General features: G+C 28.8%; 14 protein-coding genes. 10 read left to right on the top strand and 4 right to left on the bottom strand.

Going from position 1 to position 15,807, the window contains the following annotated elements; genetic code table 11:
• Positions 1–14: 14 nt before the first annotated feature.
• The 3 genes from BM335_RS07455 to uxuA all read left to right on the top strand — a co-directional run bounded on the left by BM335_RS07455 (position 15) and on the right by uxuA (position 4,532).
• A complete protein-coding gene (locus BM335_RS07455; protein ID WP_245780635.1) occupies positions 15–2,432 on the top strand; it encodes a glycoside hydrolase family 2 protein in 2,418 nt (805 codons plus the stop codon).
• 88 nt (positions 2,433–2,520) lie between these two features.
• Positions 2,521–3,333: an SDR family oxidoreductase gene (locus BM335_RS07450; RefSeq protein WP_090224969.1), complete on the top strand. Its 813-nt coding sequence runs from the start codon at positions 2,521–2,523 to the stop codon at positions 3,331–3,333.
• 20 nt (positions 3,334–3,353) lie between these two features.
• Positions 3,354–4,532, top strand: a complete 1,179-nt coding sequence (gene uxuA / locus BM335_RS07445; protein WP_090224967.1) for a mannonate dehydratase — start codon at positions 3,354–3,356, stop codon at positions 4,530–4,532.
• A 126-nt stretch (positions 4,533–4,658) separates the two neighbouring features.
• Here uxuA and BM335_RS07440 read toward each other — a convergent pair whose 3' ends face one another.
• From BM335_RS07440 to BM335_RS07430, 4 genes are all read right to left on the bottom strand, one after another.
• The gene (locus BM335_RS07440; protein ID WP_143102401.1) at positions 4,659–5,039 is read right to left on the bottom strand and encodes a hypothetical protein; all 381 of its coding nucleotides are present in this window, start codon (positions 5,037–5,039) and stop codon (positions 4,659–4,661) included.
• 29 nt (positions 5,040–5,068) lie between these two features.
• Complete coding sequence (locus BM335_RS15725; protein WP_177219178.1) at positions 5,069–5,230, bottom strand: hypothetical protein; 162 nt, start codon at positions 5,228–5,230, stop codon at positions 5,069–5,071.
• A gap of 175 nt (positions 5,231–5,405) precedes the next feature.
• Positions 5,406–6,731, bottom strand: coding sequence for a sigma-54-dependent transcriptional regulator (locus BM335_RS07435; protein ID WP_090224961.1), 1,326 nt, complete (start codon positions 6,729–6,731; stop codon positions 5,406–5,408).
• Between the two features lie 4 nt (positions 6,732–6,735).
• Positions 6,736–7,836: a sensor histidine kinase gene (locus BM335_RS07430; RefSeq protein WP_090224959.1), complete on the bottom strand. Its 1,101-nt coding sequence runs from the start codon at positions 7,834–7,836 to the stop codon at positions 6,736–6,738.
• A 421-nt stretch (positions 7,837–8,257) separates the two neighbouring features.
• On the opposite strand from BM335_RS07430, the gene BM335_RS15820 reads away from it, so the two are divergent.
• The 7 genes from BM335_RS15820 to BM335_RS07400 all read left to right on the top strand — a co-directional run bounded on the left by BM335_RS15820 (position 8,258) and on the right by BM335_RS07400 (position 15,788).
• On the top strand, positions 8,258–8,404 hold the full coding sequence (locus BM335_RS15820) for a hypothetical protein (RefSeq protein WP_218157812.1): 147 nt from the start codon (positions 8,258–8,260) through the stop codon (positions 8,402–8,404).
• Between the two features lie 1,114 nt (positions 8,405–9,518).
• Entirely contained in the window at positions 9,519–11,291 is a 1,773-nt protein-coding gene (locus BM335_RS07425; protein ID WP_090224957.1) for a helix-turn-helix domain-containing protein, read from the top strand.
• Positions 11,292–11,443: 152 nt separating this feature from the next.
• Positions 11,444–12,472: an alpha/beta fold hydrolase gene (locus BM335_RS07420; RefSeq protein WP_090224955.1), complete on the top strand. Its 1,029-nt coding sequence runs from the start codon at positions 11,444–11,446 to the stop codon at positions 12,470–12,472.
• Positions 12,469–12,963, top strand: a complete 495-nt coding sequence (locus tag BM335_RS07415) for an RNA polymerase sigma factor (RefSeq protein WP_090224954.1) — start codon at positions 12,469–12,471, stop codon at positions 12,961–12,963. The genes BM335_RS07420 and BM335_RS07415 overlap by 4 nt, the downstream gene beginning before the upstream one ends.
• 4 nt (positions 12,964–12,967) lie before the next feature.
• Positions 12,968–13,636, top strand: a complete 669-nt coding sequence (locus tag BM335_RS07410; protein WP_090224951.1) for a hypothetical protein — start codon at positions 12,968–12,970, stop codon at positions 13,634–13,636.
• Between the two features lie 193 nt (positions 13,637–13,829).
• Entirely contained in the window at positions 13,830–14,906 is a 1,077-nt protein-coding gene (locus tag BM335_RS07405) for a serine hydrolase domain-containing protein (protein WP_090224949.1), read from the top strand.
• A gap of 21 nt (positions 14,907–14,927) precedes the next feature.
• Positions 14,928–15,788 (top strand): SDR family oxidoreductase, encoded by an 861-nt coding sequence (locus tag BM335_RS07400; protein WP_090224947.1) that lies wholly within the window; start codon positions 14,928–14,930, stop codon positions 15,786–15,788.
• Positions 15,789–15,807: the final 19 nt, after the last annotated feature.

Here is a 15,807-nt window from a genome sequence, read left to right as displayed (position 1 = left end):
TGCACTTCAAAAATTTGCAATTTTTATTAATTTTAAGTTTACTGATGGTAAGTTGTAATTATACTTTTGCAGGTAATATATTAATTGATAATCAGTTTAGAACTAAAACAAACATCAATGAAAATTGGATGTATGCCGAAACGAATGTGAATTCAATAGCTGATATAAGAAATTATAATAATTGGGTTCCATTAAATTTACCACATTCTTGGAATGCAGATGATGCAACAGATTTGGAGCCAGGTTACAGAAGAAGTGCTAGTTGGTATAAGAAAGATTTAGAAATTAAAACCATCAATAAAAATCAAAATTACACGCTTTATTTTGAAGGCTCAAATATTACAACTAAAGTGTTTGTAAACGGTAAAGAAGCAGGAGATCATATAGGTGGATATATTGGTTTTAATATTGATATTACAAATTTTATCACTGAAGGAATTAATGAAATTTTAGTTAGAGTTGATAATAGTTACAATATAGAAGTTATTCCATCACAACAAAGTGATTTTTTTATTTATGGAGGAATTACACGAGATGTTTGGTTATTAACAACACCTAAAAATAACATCACATCGGTTCAAATAACCACACCAAAAGTCTCTCATAAAAAAGCATCTTTAAAATTAAAAACGTTTGTTGAGAACCCAAATAATGTTTCAAAATTAAGCTTACAAGCTATACTTTATAATCCTTCAGGCAAAAAGATTGCAACAAAATCTATTTTGTTAACTGGAAATGAAACAGAAATAAATTTTGAAAACATAAAGAATCCAGAATTGTGGGATACAAAAACACCCAATTTATATACTGTTCAAATTCATTTAATCTCTGATAAAAAAATAATAGATGCTATAGTTGAAAAAGTTGGATTTAGATGGTTTGAATTTAAAGATAATGGTCCTTTTTATTTAAATGGAAAAAGATTGCTTTTAAGAGGAACACATCGTCATGAAGAGCAAGCCGGTGTTGGACCAGCAATGTCTAATGAGCAGCACAGAAAAGATATGGAATCAATAAAGGAAATGGGTGCAAATTTTGTGCGATTAGCTCATTATCCGCAGGATCCAGAGATTTATAAAGCTTGTGATGAACTTGGAATTTTAGTTTGGGATGAATTACCTTGGTGTAGAGGAGGTGTTGGAAATGAAACTTGGAAAACCAACACAAAAAATCAATTGAAAGAAATGATTTTACAAAATTATAATCATCCTAGTATTATAATTTGGTCGTTGGGGAATGAAATGTATTGGTTACCAGATTTTGAAGATGGTGACAATCCAGAAAAAATGAACGCCTTTTTAACAGAGTTAAATATTCTTTCACATAAATTAGATCCATCAAGAAAAACAGCTATACGCAAGTATTATGAAGGAGCACATATTGTAGATGTTTTTTCGCCATCAATATGGTCAGGATGGTATTCAGGTAGTTATAAAAGCTACCAAAAAGCAATAGATACTTATAAAAAAGAATACAAACATTTTATACATGCGGAGTATGGAGGCTCAAGCCATGTGGGGCGTCATTCCGAAAATCCAATCACTGGAGAAGGATTAATTCAGTCAGAGAGTTGGGAAGAAGAAATTGTTCAAACTGAGGTTGCTAATATTGCTCAAATTGGTGATTGGAGTGAGAATTATATTGTTGATTTATTTGATTGGCATTTAAGAATTTCAGAGCTAGACTCAACATTTGTAGGAAATATTCAATGGGCATTTAAAGATTTTGCAACGCCATTACGTCCAGAAAATGATATTCCTTATATGAACCAAAAAGGAGTTGCAGATAGAAATGGAAATCCAAAAGACGCTTATTACGTTTTTAAAAGTTATTGGAGCGATCAACCTTTTGTTTATATAGAATCTCATACTTGGACAGAAAGACAAGGTCCAGAAAAGACTCCAAAAACAATAAGTGTATACAGTAATTGTGAAAAAGTAGGTTTTTATCATAACGGTAAGTTTTTAGGTGAAAAACAAAAAGATATTTCAAAATTTCCTGCAAGTGGTTTAACTTGGGATGTTAATTTTACTTCCGGAAAAAATGAGCTAGTTGCTGTTGGAATTAAACAAAATGGTGAAAAAATTACAGATACATTATTTGTGAATTACAGATATACTAAAAATGATGTAGCAGCAAAATTAAATTTATCATATAAAAAACTGGAAAATGGTAATTATTTGGTTACAGCAACGGCAGTTGATCCCAATGGGTTGCAATGTTTAGATTATGAGAAAAAAGTTTATTTTCAATGTTTAGAAGGAGGGCAAGCGCTTAAAAATCAAGGGACTCCAACAGGCAGTGAAACTATAGCTATGGCAAACGGTAAAGCTAGTATTGAAATAATTCCAGACGGAAAAAATAATTTAATAAGAGTAATGGTTTTAAATCAAAGTTTTAAAGGAACCTATTTAACAATCACAACGAATTAAATCTTAAAATTAATAAGTATTTTTATGCTTCAATTAGATAAGAAGTAAAGAAATTAAATTACATCAAAAAAAATAAAATAGAAATATAATGAATTTATTTAATGTAGAGAATAAAGTAATACTAATTACTGGAGGTGGTGGCGTTTTAGGTGGTCAAATGGCTGAGTATTTATTAGAAAATAATGCAACGGTTGTTATTCTAGATTATAAAGCTGAAATAGTTTATAGTGCAATTGAGCGTTTAAAAGTAATAAGTAATAATGTTGTAGGTTTTGTATGTAACGTTTTAGATGAAACTAGTTTAAATGAAGTTTGTAGTAAAATAGTTGAGCAATTAGGAAAAATTGATGTTTTAATAAATGCAGCAGGAGGAAATATGCCAGGAGCTACTATTGGTGAGCATCAAAATATTTTTGATGTTAAAATTGATGATTTTAAAAAAGTAGTTGATTTAAATTTGTTTGGAAGCATTTTACCCTCTTTAGTTTTTGGAAAAGAAATGACCAAAAATAAAGAAGGAATTATTATAAATATTTCATCAATGACAGCCCAAAGTGCTATTACTAGAGTTGTTGGGTATTCTGCATCAAAAGCAGCAATTGATAATTACACCAAATGGTTAGCAGTTGAATTGGCTTCAAAATTTGGGGACGGAATGCGTGTAAATGCTATTGCACCTGGATTTTTTATTGGTAATCAAAACAGAGATTTATTAATTAATAAAGATGGTTCTTACACCAACAGAGGAAATACAATTATTGAAAACACTCCAATGAAACGATTTGGTGAAGCAAATGAATTGAATGGATCTATTCATTTTTTATGCTCTGAAGCTTCAAAATTTGTAACTGGAATTGTAATTCCAATTGATGGAGGCTTTAGTGCTTTTAGTGGTGTATAAATAATTATAAAAAATTTAAAATGGAGCAAACATGGCGTTGGTACGGGCCAAATGATCCCGTATCTTTATCAGATATAAAACAAGCTGGAGCAACAGGAATTGTATCAGCTTTACATCATATACCAAATGGAGAAATTTGGACTGTTGATGAAATAATAAAACGTAAAAATATAATTGAAAGTGTAGGTCTGCAATGGAGTGTTGTAGAGAGTATTCCTGTACACGAAAATATTAAAACTAGGTCCGGAAATTATAAGGTATATATTGAAAATTACAAAAAAAGTATTCAAAATTTAGCAAGTTGTGGAATTGGCATTGTATGTTACAATTTTATGCCAGTTTTAGATTGGACCAGAACTTCTTTAGATTATGAAGTAGAAGACGGTTCTAAAGCACTACGATTTGATGTGATCGCTTTTGCAGCTTTTGAATTATTTTTATTAAAAAGACCTGGAGCAGAAGTTATATATTCTGAAAGTCAGCAAATAGAAGCAAAAGCGTATTTTGAGTCGCTTTCTGAAAATACAAAAACAACATTAGTAAACAATATTATTGCTGGTTTACCAGGTGCTGAAGAGGGGTACACCCTAGAGCAATTTCAGCAAATATTAGATACCTATAATACAATTGATGCCGAAAAACTAAAAGAAAATTTAGTTGCATTTTTAAAAGAAATTATTCCTGTAGCAGCTCAAAATAATGTATCAATGTGCATCCATCCAGACGATCCGCCAATGCCAATTTTAGGTTTGCCTAGAGTTGTTAGTACTGAAGCAGATTATGCCTATTTATTTGAACAAGTTCCGCATAGAGCCAATGGAATTACATTTTGCACAGGTTCATTAGGTGTTAGGGCAGATAATGATTTGGTACAAATATTTAAAAGGTTTTCAGATAGAGTACATTTTATACATTTAAGAAGTACGCAACGCGATGCGAAAGGTAATTTTTATGAAGCCAATCATTTAGAAGGTGATGTAGATATGTATAGTGTAGTAAAAGAAATAATTATTGAAGAAAGAAGAAGAGTTTCTGAAGGAATGATTGATGCAAAAATACCGATGCGACCAGATCACGGTCACCAAATGTTAGATGATTTACAAAAAAGAACAAATCCTGGTTACTCAGGTATTGGACGTTTAAGAGGACTTGCTGAATTACGTGGCTTAGAGTTAGGAATTTCAAAAAGTATATTTTAATATTTAATTGTGTTTATTAATATTAAAAAAAAGCGTAGTTATATAACTACGCTTTTACTATTTGTAAATTAAACATCCATAAATAATTATGGAAAATCAAAAATTAATTTCATAGCAATTATTAATTTAATCTTTAAGTTCAAATGTTTTTTTAAGTGTTTTTAATTTTAAATTATTGTAGGCTCTTAAAAAATCGACATATTGATCGCGATAATATTCATGTTCATTTAAATAATAAGCATCACAATCTAAATCAATACATTCAATAGAATTTTCAATGCTATTTGAGTAGTTTTTAAGAAGTATTAAAAAATCTATGTTATCTTCCTTTATTTGAGTAAATGAAGTATAAAAATCAGTATTGTCATCTTCCTCTTGTGAAAATTTTATAAAATAATTAATTTCATTAGAAATAAATTCTAAACTTTCAATCCAATTTTTTAATTCATTTAGCTGTTTTTCCATGATTGTAAAATCATTTGAATAATGATTATAGAATAATGTCATTTTTGTAAGTATTATTTAATTAAATAATTTTAAAAATAAGCAACTGCTTTTTTAGCACTTGTTTTTAACTCACTTTTAGTGTTTGTATTGTCAAATTCACTACAAGACCAAATAAATCGTTTACTTTCTGTTAGTGTGCAGGTTTTTCTGTTATTGCAATTTGAGCATAAACTACTATCTATTGTATTCATAATTTTTTAAATTATAATTTACTAATAGATGTCAATCTTTATGCCAATTAAATGATTTGTTGGTTTTATGGTTTTAATAAATTGTTAATCAATACTTTATGATGCAAGATTGTTTTTTTAAATAAAAGTAAATTGCGTAAAAATTACCCATATGAGTATTATTTACGCAATTTTATTATTTAATTTTTTGAAGAAGTGTTTTTCTGTCAATTTGAAGAATTGCTGCAGCTTTAGTTTTATTATTATTTGTTGCAGATAAAACGGATAAAATATATTCTTTTTCCACTTCTTTTAAAGTTAAGAATTTAGATTTTTTAAAATTAATTTTATATTTTAAATGTTCTGGTAAATGGGTAACATCAATTAAATTATCACTCATAATTACAGTTTGTTGAATAATGTTTTCAAGCTCTCTTATGTTACCTGGCCAATTATACCGTTGCAGAATTTTTAATGCTTCTGGTGTAATTTTAACAAAAGTATCTTTATACTCAACACCGTATTTAAATAAAAATTTTTCAACTAAAAAAGGAATGTCACTAATTCTATTTCTTAATGGAGGAACCTTAATTTGCACAACAGTTAACCTGTAATATAGGTCTTCTCTAAATGTTTTTTTTAGAATTAAATCTTCTAAATTACTATTTGTTGCGGTGATGATTCTTACATCTAATTTTTCGGATTTTTGAGAGCCGATTTTAGTAATTTCTTTTTCTTGTAATACTCTTAAAAGTCTGGCTTGAACAGCTAAAGATGCATTTCCAATTTCATCTAAAAAAATAGTGCCTTTATTGGCAGCTTGAAAAAAACCGATTCTAGAATTGTCGGCTCCTGTAAAAGCTCCTTTTGTATAACCAAATAATTCCGATTCAAGTAAATTTTCTGGAATTGCAGCACAATTAACGGCAATAAATGGTTCACGAGCAAATTTTCCTTGATAATGAATGGCTCTGGCAATTAATTCTTTTCCTGTGCCGCTTTCACCTTCAATAAAAACGGTTGCTTTGTTATTTTTTACTCGTTCAATAATTTCAATTACACTTTTTAACGCATCAGATTCTCCAATTAGTTCACCATACTGTTTGGTGGTTTTGTGAGCTGTTTTATTTTTTTGATTTGCTGTAAATGGTTTGTTATTAAAAACTTTAAAAAGCGCTTTTTTTAATTCTTCTTTTGTAAATGGTTTTACTAAATAATCAATGGCTCCAGATTTCATTACATCAACAGCATCATTTAGTGATGGATAACCAGTAACAACCAATTTTGGTAAATTTGGATAATGTTCAGCGGTATAATTTATAAGTTGAAATCCATCAACATCTGGCATTTTTAAATCAGTAATTAATAAATCAATTTTGGTATCTTTTAAAATTTGGATAGCTTCTTTAACTGAAATGGCTTTAAATGTGTGGTAATTTAAAGATTGAAGATGTCTTTGTATTAATTCTAAAATATTAATATCATCATCAACAATTAAAATATTTTCATTGAGTAAACTCATCGTTTTATATTTTAGGAAATTTAATACTAAATATAGTTCCTTTTGGTGAATTTGGTAGATGTGTAATTGTTCCTTTGTGACTTTTAATAATACCATGCACAACACTTAATCCTAAACCAACACCATCACCAACTGGTTTTGTAGTAAAGAATGGATTAAAAATTTTATCAGCAATTGCGTGTTTTATGCCGGGTCCTTGATCAGAAATGTTTAAAATAACGTTATTTTTGTTATCAAGCGTTTCAATTTGAATTTCACCATTTTCAGGAGAAAAATAAATGGCATTTAATACCATATTAAATATCACCTGAATTAATTGTATGCTATCAACATTTAATTGAATGGTTGGTTTTTGAAATTTTAAAACATATTTAATATTTTTCTTTTTAAAAGAAGGTTCTAATAAATTGATAGCTTCAGTTATAGTATTGTTCATGTTTACAACGGTAATTTGTTGTGGAATCTCACATGCAAAATACATTAGTTTTTTAACCACTTCTCTAGAAAAAATTGCGCTATTAATAATTTTATCTAGATCTTTAGTTGTTTGTTTGTCTTCAATAAAATTAGTTTTTAAAAGTTCGGCAAAACCTAAAATATTAGCTAATGGTGTGTTTAATTCATGCGCAATACCAGCAGTTATTTCTCCAAGAATGCTAATTCTATCTGCACGTTCAACTTTTCGTTTTAAAAGCACTTCATTTTCCTGAATTTTTTTTCGTTCTAATAAATTTCCTATTTCAATACTTACTTTTTCCAAAAGTTGTTTTTCTTCATATAAAAAAGAGTTTTCAGTTAGTTTGTTATTATTGTAACCAGCAGTTAATTCACCAATTTTTGTGTTAAATACGTTAATTTGTGATTGTATTGTTGGCATTTTTTTAGGATATTCTAATGTAGAAATTGTGTATTCATCGGTTTTAATTGTAATGCATGTATCTTCACTATATTGAAATGCATCTTTTAGGCTGTAGGCTATTTTTTCAATACAATCTTCAATTTTATCATAATTACAATTCATAATAATTGATGTAACTGAATATAAGCACGATAATTCTTTAATTCGTTCTTTTAGTTTGTTTTCAATTGTAACTAATGGTGACATTTAAAATGATTTTTTAAAGTATTATGTAAAAAAGTATTATGTAAAGTTAATACTTTGGAAAAACATATAGATTAATTTTTTTAAATGTGTGAAGTTTTTAATTGTATATTAATAATGGGTTGTTGAGTGTAATTAATTATTTATTTAACTTTACTAAGTATATGAAATCAAGTTTAAAAAATACTAAATCCTTGTAAAACAACTGTTTTACAAGGATTTAGTATTTTATTTCTTAATGAATTAGTGACATCAAACGTATACAGTGAAGATAATGATTTGGTTTTAGTGTATGTTTCGCAAATGACTTCAAATAGTATATAAGGTCATTTTAACGCTGTAACAAGAGATGAACTTTTAAATGCTGGACTCACTTCAGATAATTGGGTTAATGCTGTAAAAGAAACAGCTAGGATATTTGTAAATGCTTTTACAAAAAAAGGCAATAGCAGTTCAAGTCCACGACATAATGAAAGATACCTCAATTCCCAATAGAATAATGACAGACTTGTGGAATGAACCTTCTTTAAGTCATAGAGTTGGTGTTACTATGTGGTGGATTTCTGGATAAACCACCTATCAGCCTAATTTAGTAAATGCATTAATTGATTTTTCAGGAGACATTTATGCATAAGCAATTGGAAGGTCCGACCAGACTACAAGATTTCAATATATTTATCTTCAGGTATTTTTTTTTGGAAAGAATAGCTACTCAAATTTCAATGACTTAAAATCTAGTTTATAAATTTATAAGAACTGAATAAAATTTAAGTAGAAAAAGAGAGGAGGTTATCAGAGTTGACGAAATCTAGGTTTCACCGTATATACTAACCTTAATCCTCTCTTTTATTCTTTCTTTACTTAATTATTAAATTAATTTAATGAACTACAAACTTAAGCTGTATAAAGCTTCCAATTCTCTAAGATATAAACGACAAAAAAATAGTATTTACTTTTTTCTATTGAGAATTAAGTTGTCACCTAAGTTCAGTCGAAGGATTGTATAATTCAAACTACCAAAAAATCCTATTCCATAAGAAACAGCAGTACAAAATAGAAACTTTTGTATAGCTAATTTGATGATGAAACAAAATGGTGGTAATAATAAGTCTAACAAGTAATTGTATAAAAATCAAAATATGTAAATTTGTTAATGAAATTTTAAAAAAATAAAACGTTTGATAAAACAACATAGAAAAGAGTTGCAACTATAATTTTATTTTTTGTGATAAAGCTAAAATTTCTATAGAAAAATAATCAAAGCTAACATAAAGTGTTGGTGAGTAATGTAGCAGTTTATGGAAAGTAAAAATGCGATATCAACTTTGTTTGAGTAGATGAAGATGGAGGAAATTATTATTTCATTAGAGAATAGGTCGCTATATTTTTAAAAATGATGTACAAAGCAATCCAAAATAAGCACTAGATAAAATAAAGAATTTTCAACGAAACATAAGAAATTATCCTATAGATGAGGTCTATTTGAAGCAAATGCAATAAATTGGTTAATAGATTGTTACCAAGTTAAAGTAGTGAAAAATTAGGAATTTAAAACAAACTAAATAATTGAAGTAAAGAATTAGAAAAACCATGTAACCTAGAGATTTTTTTCTAGATATAAAAAACAATGTACCAAATTTAGAATTAAATTAATTTTAAAAGGCTTTAAACAAACCTAAAATCAAATGAAAGAAAGGAATTCTATAGCAGTCCTACCCTTTATAAATAGGAGCAATGATATTGAAAACGAATATTTTTGTGACGGGATTACAGAAGAAATTATAAATGCTTTAACAAAAATTAAGCAACTTAAGGTTATAGCAAGAACCTCTTCATTTGCCTTCAAAGGTAAAAAAATTGATATTAGAAAAATTGGCGAGCAATTAGGTGTTAATACAATTCTTGAAGGAAGTATAAAAAAATCCCAAGAGATAGTTAGGATAACAGCACAATTAATAGACGCTAACGACGGATCCCATTATTGGTCTAAAAAATTTGATAGAGAACTAATAAATATATTTGATTTAGAGGATGAGATTAGCATAGCTATTGCTGATGAAATTCGAAACAATTTTGGGCATTTTGAAGTGCAAGACCATTTAATTAAGCAACCAACAAGCAGTATTGATGCATACCAATTATTTTTAAAAGGACGCTTTAATCAATTACAATGGACACCAGATGCTTTAAAGAAAGCTATCCAATTTTATAATGAAGCAATTTCATTAGATGTTAATTATGCAAAAGCATATTATGGTAATGTTCAATGCTTTGAATTGTTAACCACTTGGGGGTATATGAGTAAAGAGGAAGGAACTGAAAAAGTTTTTATCAACTTAATGAAAGCCAAAGAAATTGACACTCATTTACCCGAATACCCCATGTGTTATGTAAATAAATGTTTTTGGAGAGAATGGGACTTTAAATCTACATATCATTACATAAAAGATGTTCTTGCTATAAATCCTAATCACATAGATGCGTTAGATGTTATGGTCAAGTTATTTATGGCACATGGCCATTTTAATGAAGCTATATTTTATGGTAAAAAACTATTAGAAATCGATCCACTTTCAGCAAATAATCAATACATTTTCGCAAATATTTATTACTATAAAGGTGATTTTGATATTACCTTACACCATATCACAAAGGCAATTCATCTACGTCCTGATTTTGATTTGGCTTATCATAAAAAAGCGGTTTGTTTAATTGCTCTTAATAAAAGAGAACAATTAGAAAATGAATTTCAATTTAACCCTTTGTGGGAAAAAATACAATTATTAAATGAAGCTGTAAATGAAAATAGAAATTCCTTACCTAAAGAAGTTTTATCAAACTTTCTTTCTAATCATTTAAAAAGAGATCAACTGACCTTGTTTGAACTCTTCATTCTTGCCAATACAGATTACACAAATGAAGCTTTTGAATTATTGAAACAATTTGTATCACAAAAACGCGGGCAAATTCTCAATTATAAACAAGAACCTTTGTTAAAACCTTTGAGAGCGTTTAATGATTTTTATAATTTACATGTAAGTAATTTTTCAATTGATGAAATAGTTGATAATCAAAAAACTATAGAAACAACCAAACCGCTTTTATTAGAGGAAGAGCAAAAGGAATTACAAAACAAATTAGCTGCTTACTTTAATGAAGAGAAACCTTATCTTGATGCTTCTTTATCATTAAGTACAATTTCAGAAAAGCTAGAAATTTCAACTAATAAAGTTTCCTTTTTAATAAATGAAGTGATAGGTATGAATTTTAATAATTATGTGAATTCATACCGTTTAAATCACTTTAAAACTATAGCCTTAGATCCTAAAAATTCGCACTTAACCATTCTTGGGTTAGCCTATGATAGTGGCTTTAATTCTAAAAGTGTATTTAATACCTATTTTAAAAAAGTAGAAGGCAACACGCCGAGTCAATGGGTAAAATACAATAAAAACTAATTTTTTACAAGTACTTTAATTTGGTTCGGAATTATATTTCAGAACGATTGACACCTTAATTTATCTTTAAGTTTGAAAAGTATTTACAAAAGTGTGTGATTTTTTTTCACATAAAACGATTAATGTAAAAAACGCCATCAAAACTTATAGATATGAAGCAAATTATTTACAAAGCATTATTACTATTAGTAATTACATCTAGCCAAGTGATTTTTGGGCAGATTAAAACAGATAGTATTCGAATAGTAGAGGAAGCCCTCAAATTAATTGCGCTTCCCGAACCTCAATTTGATAGTCCTTTTATGCCAAATCCAAGTCCAAAAGATTTAGCAGATTTAGGTTTTGAACAACCAAATACTTCAGAAACTGTTGTCTTTAATATGAAAGATCATGTTAAAATTACGGCTCAAAAATATCCGTTTTTAAGTAATAAAACCGTAATTCTATTACATGGAGTATTAGCATCAAGTTATACCTATAATAAAATGTCTGGTCTTATTAGAGAAGCGTTACAAGTAGAAGTAATTTCTATAGATTTAAGAGGTCATGGTGCGTCAGGTGGTATTCCGGGTGATATTTCAAAACCAAACCAATATGCTGAAGATTTAAACGAAATTATTACAACTATAAGAAGTGATAAACCACATCAAAAAATAATACTTGTTGGACATTCTATGGGAGGAGGAATTATACTAAGACATTCGGAAACTTTTCCTGAAACTAAAATAGATGGTTACGTGTTATTTGCTCCTAATTTTGGCACATCATCAGCAACGACAAATCAACAGATAGATTTAAAAAATAGCTTTATAAAGTCGCATTTATCTAGAGGATTAGGATTAAAAATGCTTAATGAGTTTGGTATTCATCAATATGATTCGTTAAAGGTTGTGTTTTATAATTTACCAAAACAAATGCCTATTACATCTTATTCGTACCGAAGTATGAATGCTATTTATCCTGAAAATTTGAGATCTACTTTAAAAAGAATTGTTGCACCATTTATAACCTTGGTAGGTAAGGAAGATGAAGTATTTATTGCAGAAGAATATCCGATACTAATTAAATCATATTCAAATGGAGATTGTTATTTAATTAAAAATGAAACACACAATGGTATTAGGCATAATGAAGAAGCAATGAATAAAATTCGAGAATGGTCAATTAAAAACGGACTATGATGAAAGTGAACAAACCTGATATTGTAGATATCATAGAGGACAACAAAAACCTCATTTACAAAATTGTAAATAGTTATTGCACGGATAGTAATGAGCAAGAAGATGTAATACAAGAAATTATTTTTCAAGTCATCAAAAGCTATGACAATTTTGATTATAAAGTTAAAGTCACTACGTGGTTGTATAGAGTTGCTTTTAATATTACGATATCACATTATAGAAAACAGAAAACTAGAAAAAAGCATGAAGTTGCAATGCCTTCTAAGATTGTTGCAATTAATGAAGATGTAACAAATGAATATGATGAAAAAATCAAACAATTAAGAGCATTTATTCAGGAGTTTGACCCATTAAACAAAGCTATTGTTATTATGTATTTAGATGGCAATAGTCATAAAGAAATCTCTGAAGCTATGGGTATTTCTTTAAGTAATGTAGGTACAAAAATTAGCAGAATTAAAACACAATTAAAGAAAAAATTTAAACAATAAAATCATGGAAAATTTAGATATACAAAATCTTTGGAAACAAAACGAAATACTTTTAGAAGCAAATAGAAAATTAAATTTAACGCTTTTAAAAGAAATGAAATTAGATAAGGCGAAATCATCGCTTTTTGGTTTATTATTTTTACCAATTACCACATTAATTTTTTATACAATAACAGGTTTTTATGCCATGTATTTTGCTTTAGAATATGCTCAATTTTGGTATTTTGCCTTTTCTGGAGCAGTAGTGACATTTTTTTCTTTTTGGTTGGTGTGGTCTTCAATAAAACAATTGAAACTCATTCTGTCTATTGACTATACTGAAGCTGTAGTTAAGATTCAAGAAAAGTTAGCTATGCTTAAAACTGCAATAGTTCAAAATTTGAGAATAGTAGCTTGGTTATTACCATTTGGCCCATTTGTTGGCATCTTTTTTTTCAAAGCCATCTTTAATATAGATTTAATGGCCTTGCTAAACTTCAACATAATTATATCTTTTGGTATAACAACTATCATATTAGAAGTTGTTTCCTTAGTTCTATTAAGGGGTTTACAACAAAAACGCTTTAATGAAAAATGGCTCAACTGGTTACTATGTGGTAACGGAAGTCAAATTGATGATGCTTTGCGTTATCTAAAGACAATTGAAGATTTTCAAACTGAAACTTTAAAATAAATTTTTCTAAAAAAAATTTTGCTAGTATGAAATACGTCCTTTTATAAAAGAACGAGCTGAACTTTGCTTAAAATCAATTTGTTTTATTAAACACTTTAATTCGTTCGAAATTATAATCTCGGACGATTAGAGCCTCCTATTATATCAAATTTGCACAATCAAATAATTTCAAATCAATTTAAAAAAAATAGTGATGACAACTTTACACAAACACTTCCTAGTAATAATAATATTAATTTTAGGATTTATAACATCTTGCTCAAAGAACGACGATCCTAACCCAATAACCAACTACACAACCATTGAAAATTTATTGAATGATATTGATTTTCAAGGTTATGCCATTATAACAAAGAATGGAAATAATTTAATACGTCAAGGCTTCGGGTTAGCAAACGAAAACACAGCATTACCCCAAGATTATAATCTTAATTATCGCATTGGTTCGGTAACCAAAACATTAACCGCCGCAGGAATTGTACAATTAAAACGTGACGGTTTAATCAGCAGTTTTAATCAAACGTTAGATGAATTTGATTCTGAATTTCCAAATGGTAATCAAATTACTATTGCTCAGTTATTATCACATCAATCGGGTATTCCAGATTATCAACTTGTAGTAGAGGATGCTTATGAACAAGGAGAAATTTTGGATGAAGAAGATATATACCAAGTAATAAAAGATATGATTTCTGAAAATGGTCTCAATTTCTCGCCAGGTACTAATAAACAGTATAGCAACTCAAACTTTCTTATTGCTGCTTTATTAATTCAAGAAGTATCTCAAATGCCTTACCACGACTATATTCAACAAAAAATATTTAATCCATTAGAGATGTCAAACACGTATAAAGGTGCAGATGTAATAGATATAAATACAAACGCTCAGGGCTATTTAAACGGAACTCCAAATAGCAGCTATCCAATGACAATCGCTTTTGGTGCTGGCGACTTTAGTAGTACCCCAAAAGATATGGAAACTTGGGTAAATGCTGTAAAAACCAATTGGTTTACGAATGCTGAAAAAACCGAAATATTTACCCAGAACGTATCAAGTGGATATACCGATTTTGGCTTAGGCTGGTTTACCACTCAAGAAGGTAATACAACAATGTATTGGCACGGTGGTGATATTAATGGCTATTGGAGTATGATTGGTTTTATTCCAGAATTTGATGCTACCATTGTACTATTAAGTAATCAACAAGACGATACAGGTACGCAACGCAATACCATTATAGAGCAATTATTAACAAATGAGTTTAATTAAAATCACATTAACCTTTTTGTAATGAAACATACTAACATATTATTAGCAGGAGCTACAGGATATTTAGGAGGTTATTTGTTAAAAGTATTGATTGAACAACAAAATCAGGTAGTAGCCATTGTCCGTAACCCTGATAAGTTAATAAATACAAATGAAAACTATTTAGAAATAAAACAAGCTGAAGTTACTAAACCTGACACCCTACGGGATATTTGTAAAGGTATTGATGCTGTAATTTCTACTGTGGGTATTACCAGACAAAAAGATGGGCTCACCTATATGGATGTCGATTATCAAGCCAATATAAATTTGTTGGAAGAAGCAAAAAAAGCAGGTGTAAAACATTTCGTTTACGTTTCGGCAATTAATGGCAATAAATATAGGAATTTAAAAATTTTTGAAGCCAAGGAAAAGTTTGTTGATGCTTTAAAATCCTCAGGATTAAACTATACCATAGTAAGACCCAACGGTTTTTTTTCAGATATGAAAGATTTTTTGCAGATGGCAAAATCGGGTCGTGTTTATTTGTTTGGATCGGGCTATCAAAAATTTAACCTAATTCACGGTAAAGATTTGGCAACATATATTGTGGACAATTTAGAGGAAACCAACAAGGAATTAACCATAGGAGGACCCGATGTGTTAAGTCTTAATGAAATTAGTGAATTAGCTTTAAATGCATTGAACAAACCTATAAAAATCATTCATTTACCAGATTGGATGCGAAAACTAACTATTTGGAGTTTGAGAACCTTTACTAGTGTAAAAACCTATGGGCCACTTGAGTTTTTTCTAACCTTAATGGCAGAAGATACTATCGCACCCACTTATGGTACACATCGTTTAGAAGATTTTTATATTGAAGAAGCTAAAAAATTTTAGATAGATTTATTATGAAAAT

Origin of the sequence: Lutibacter maritimus (assembly GCF_900116115.1) — a bacterium.
GTDB lineage: Bacteria > Bacteroidota > Bacteroidia > Flavobacteriales > Flavobacteriaceae > Lutibacter > Lutibacter maritimus.
This window is presented reverse-complemented; position numbering and strand designations above follow the sequence as displayed.

Bases quoted from the DNA above. Each gene is read 5' to 3' on its own strand.
- BM335_RS07450 (WP_090224969.1), top strand. From the start codon at position 2,521: ATGAATTTATTTAATGTAGAGAATAAAGTAATACTAATTACTGGAGGT.
- uxuA (WP_090224967.1), top strand. From the start codon at position 3,354: ATGGAGCAAACATGGCGTTGGTACGGGCCAAATGATCCCGTATCTTTA.
- BM335_RS07440 (WP_143102401.1), bottom strand. From the start codon at position 5,039: ATGACATTATTCTATAATCATTATTCAAATGATTTTACAATCATGGAA.
- BM335_RS15725 (WP_177219178.1), bottom strand. From the start codon at position 5,230: ATGAATACAATAGATAGTAGTTTATGCTCAAATTGCAATAACAGAAAA.
- BM335_RS07435 (WP_090224961.1), bottom strand. From the start codon at position 6,731: ATGAGTTTACTCAATGAAAATATTTTAATTGTTGATGATGATATTAAT.
- BM335_RS07430 (WP_090224959.1), bottom strand. From the start codon at position 7,836: ATGTCACCATTAGTTACAATTGAAAACAAACTAAAAGAACGAATTAAA.
- BM335_RS15820 (WP_218157812.1), top strand. From the start codon at position 8,258: ATGCTTTTACAAAAAAAGGCAATAGCAGTTCAAGTCCACGACATAATG.
- BM335_RS07425 (WP_090224957.1), top strand. From the start codon at position 9,519: ATGAAAGAAAGGAATTCTATAGCAGTCCTACCCTTTATAAATAGGAGC.
- BM335_RS07420 (WP_090224955.1), top strand. From the start codon at position 11,444: ATGAAGCAAATTATTTACAAAGCATTATTACTATTAGTAATTACATCT.
- BM335_RS07415 (WP_090224954.1), top strand. From the start codon at position 12,469: ATGATGAAAGTGAACAAACCTGATATTGTAGATATCATAGAGGACAAC.
- BM335_RS07410 (WP_090224951.1), top strand. From the start codon at position 12,968: ATGGAAAATTTAGATATACAAAATCTTTGGAAACAAAACGAAATACTT.
- BM335_RS07405 (WP_090224949.1), top strand. From the start codon at position 13,830: ATGACAACTTTACACAAACACTTCCTAGTAATAATAATATTAATTTTA.
- BM335_RS07400 (WP_090224947.1), top strand. From the start codon at position 14,928: ATGAAACATACTAACATATTATTAGCAGGAGCTACAGGATATTTAGGA.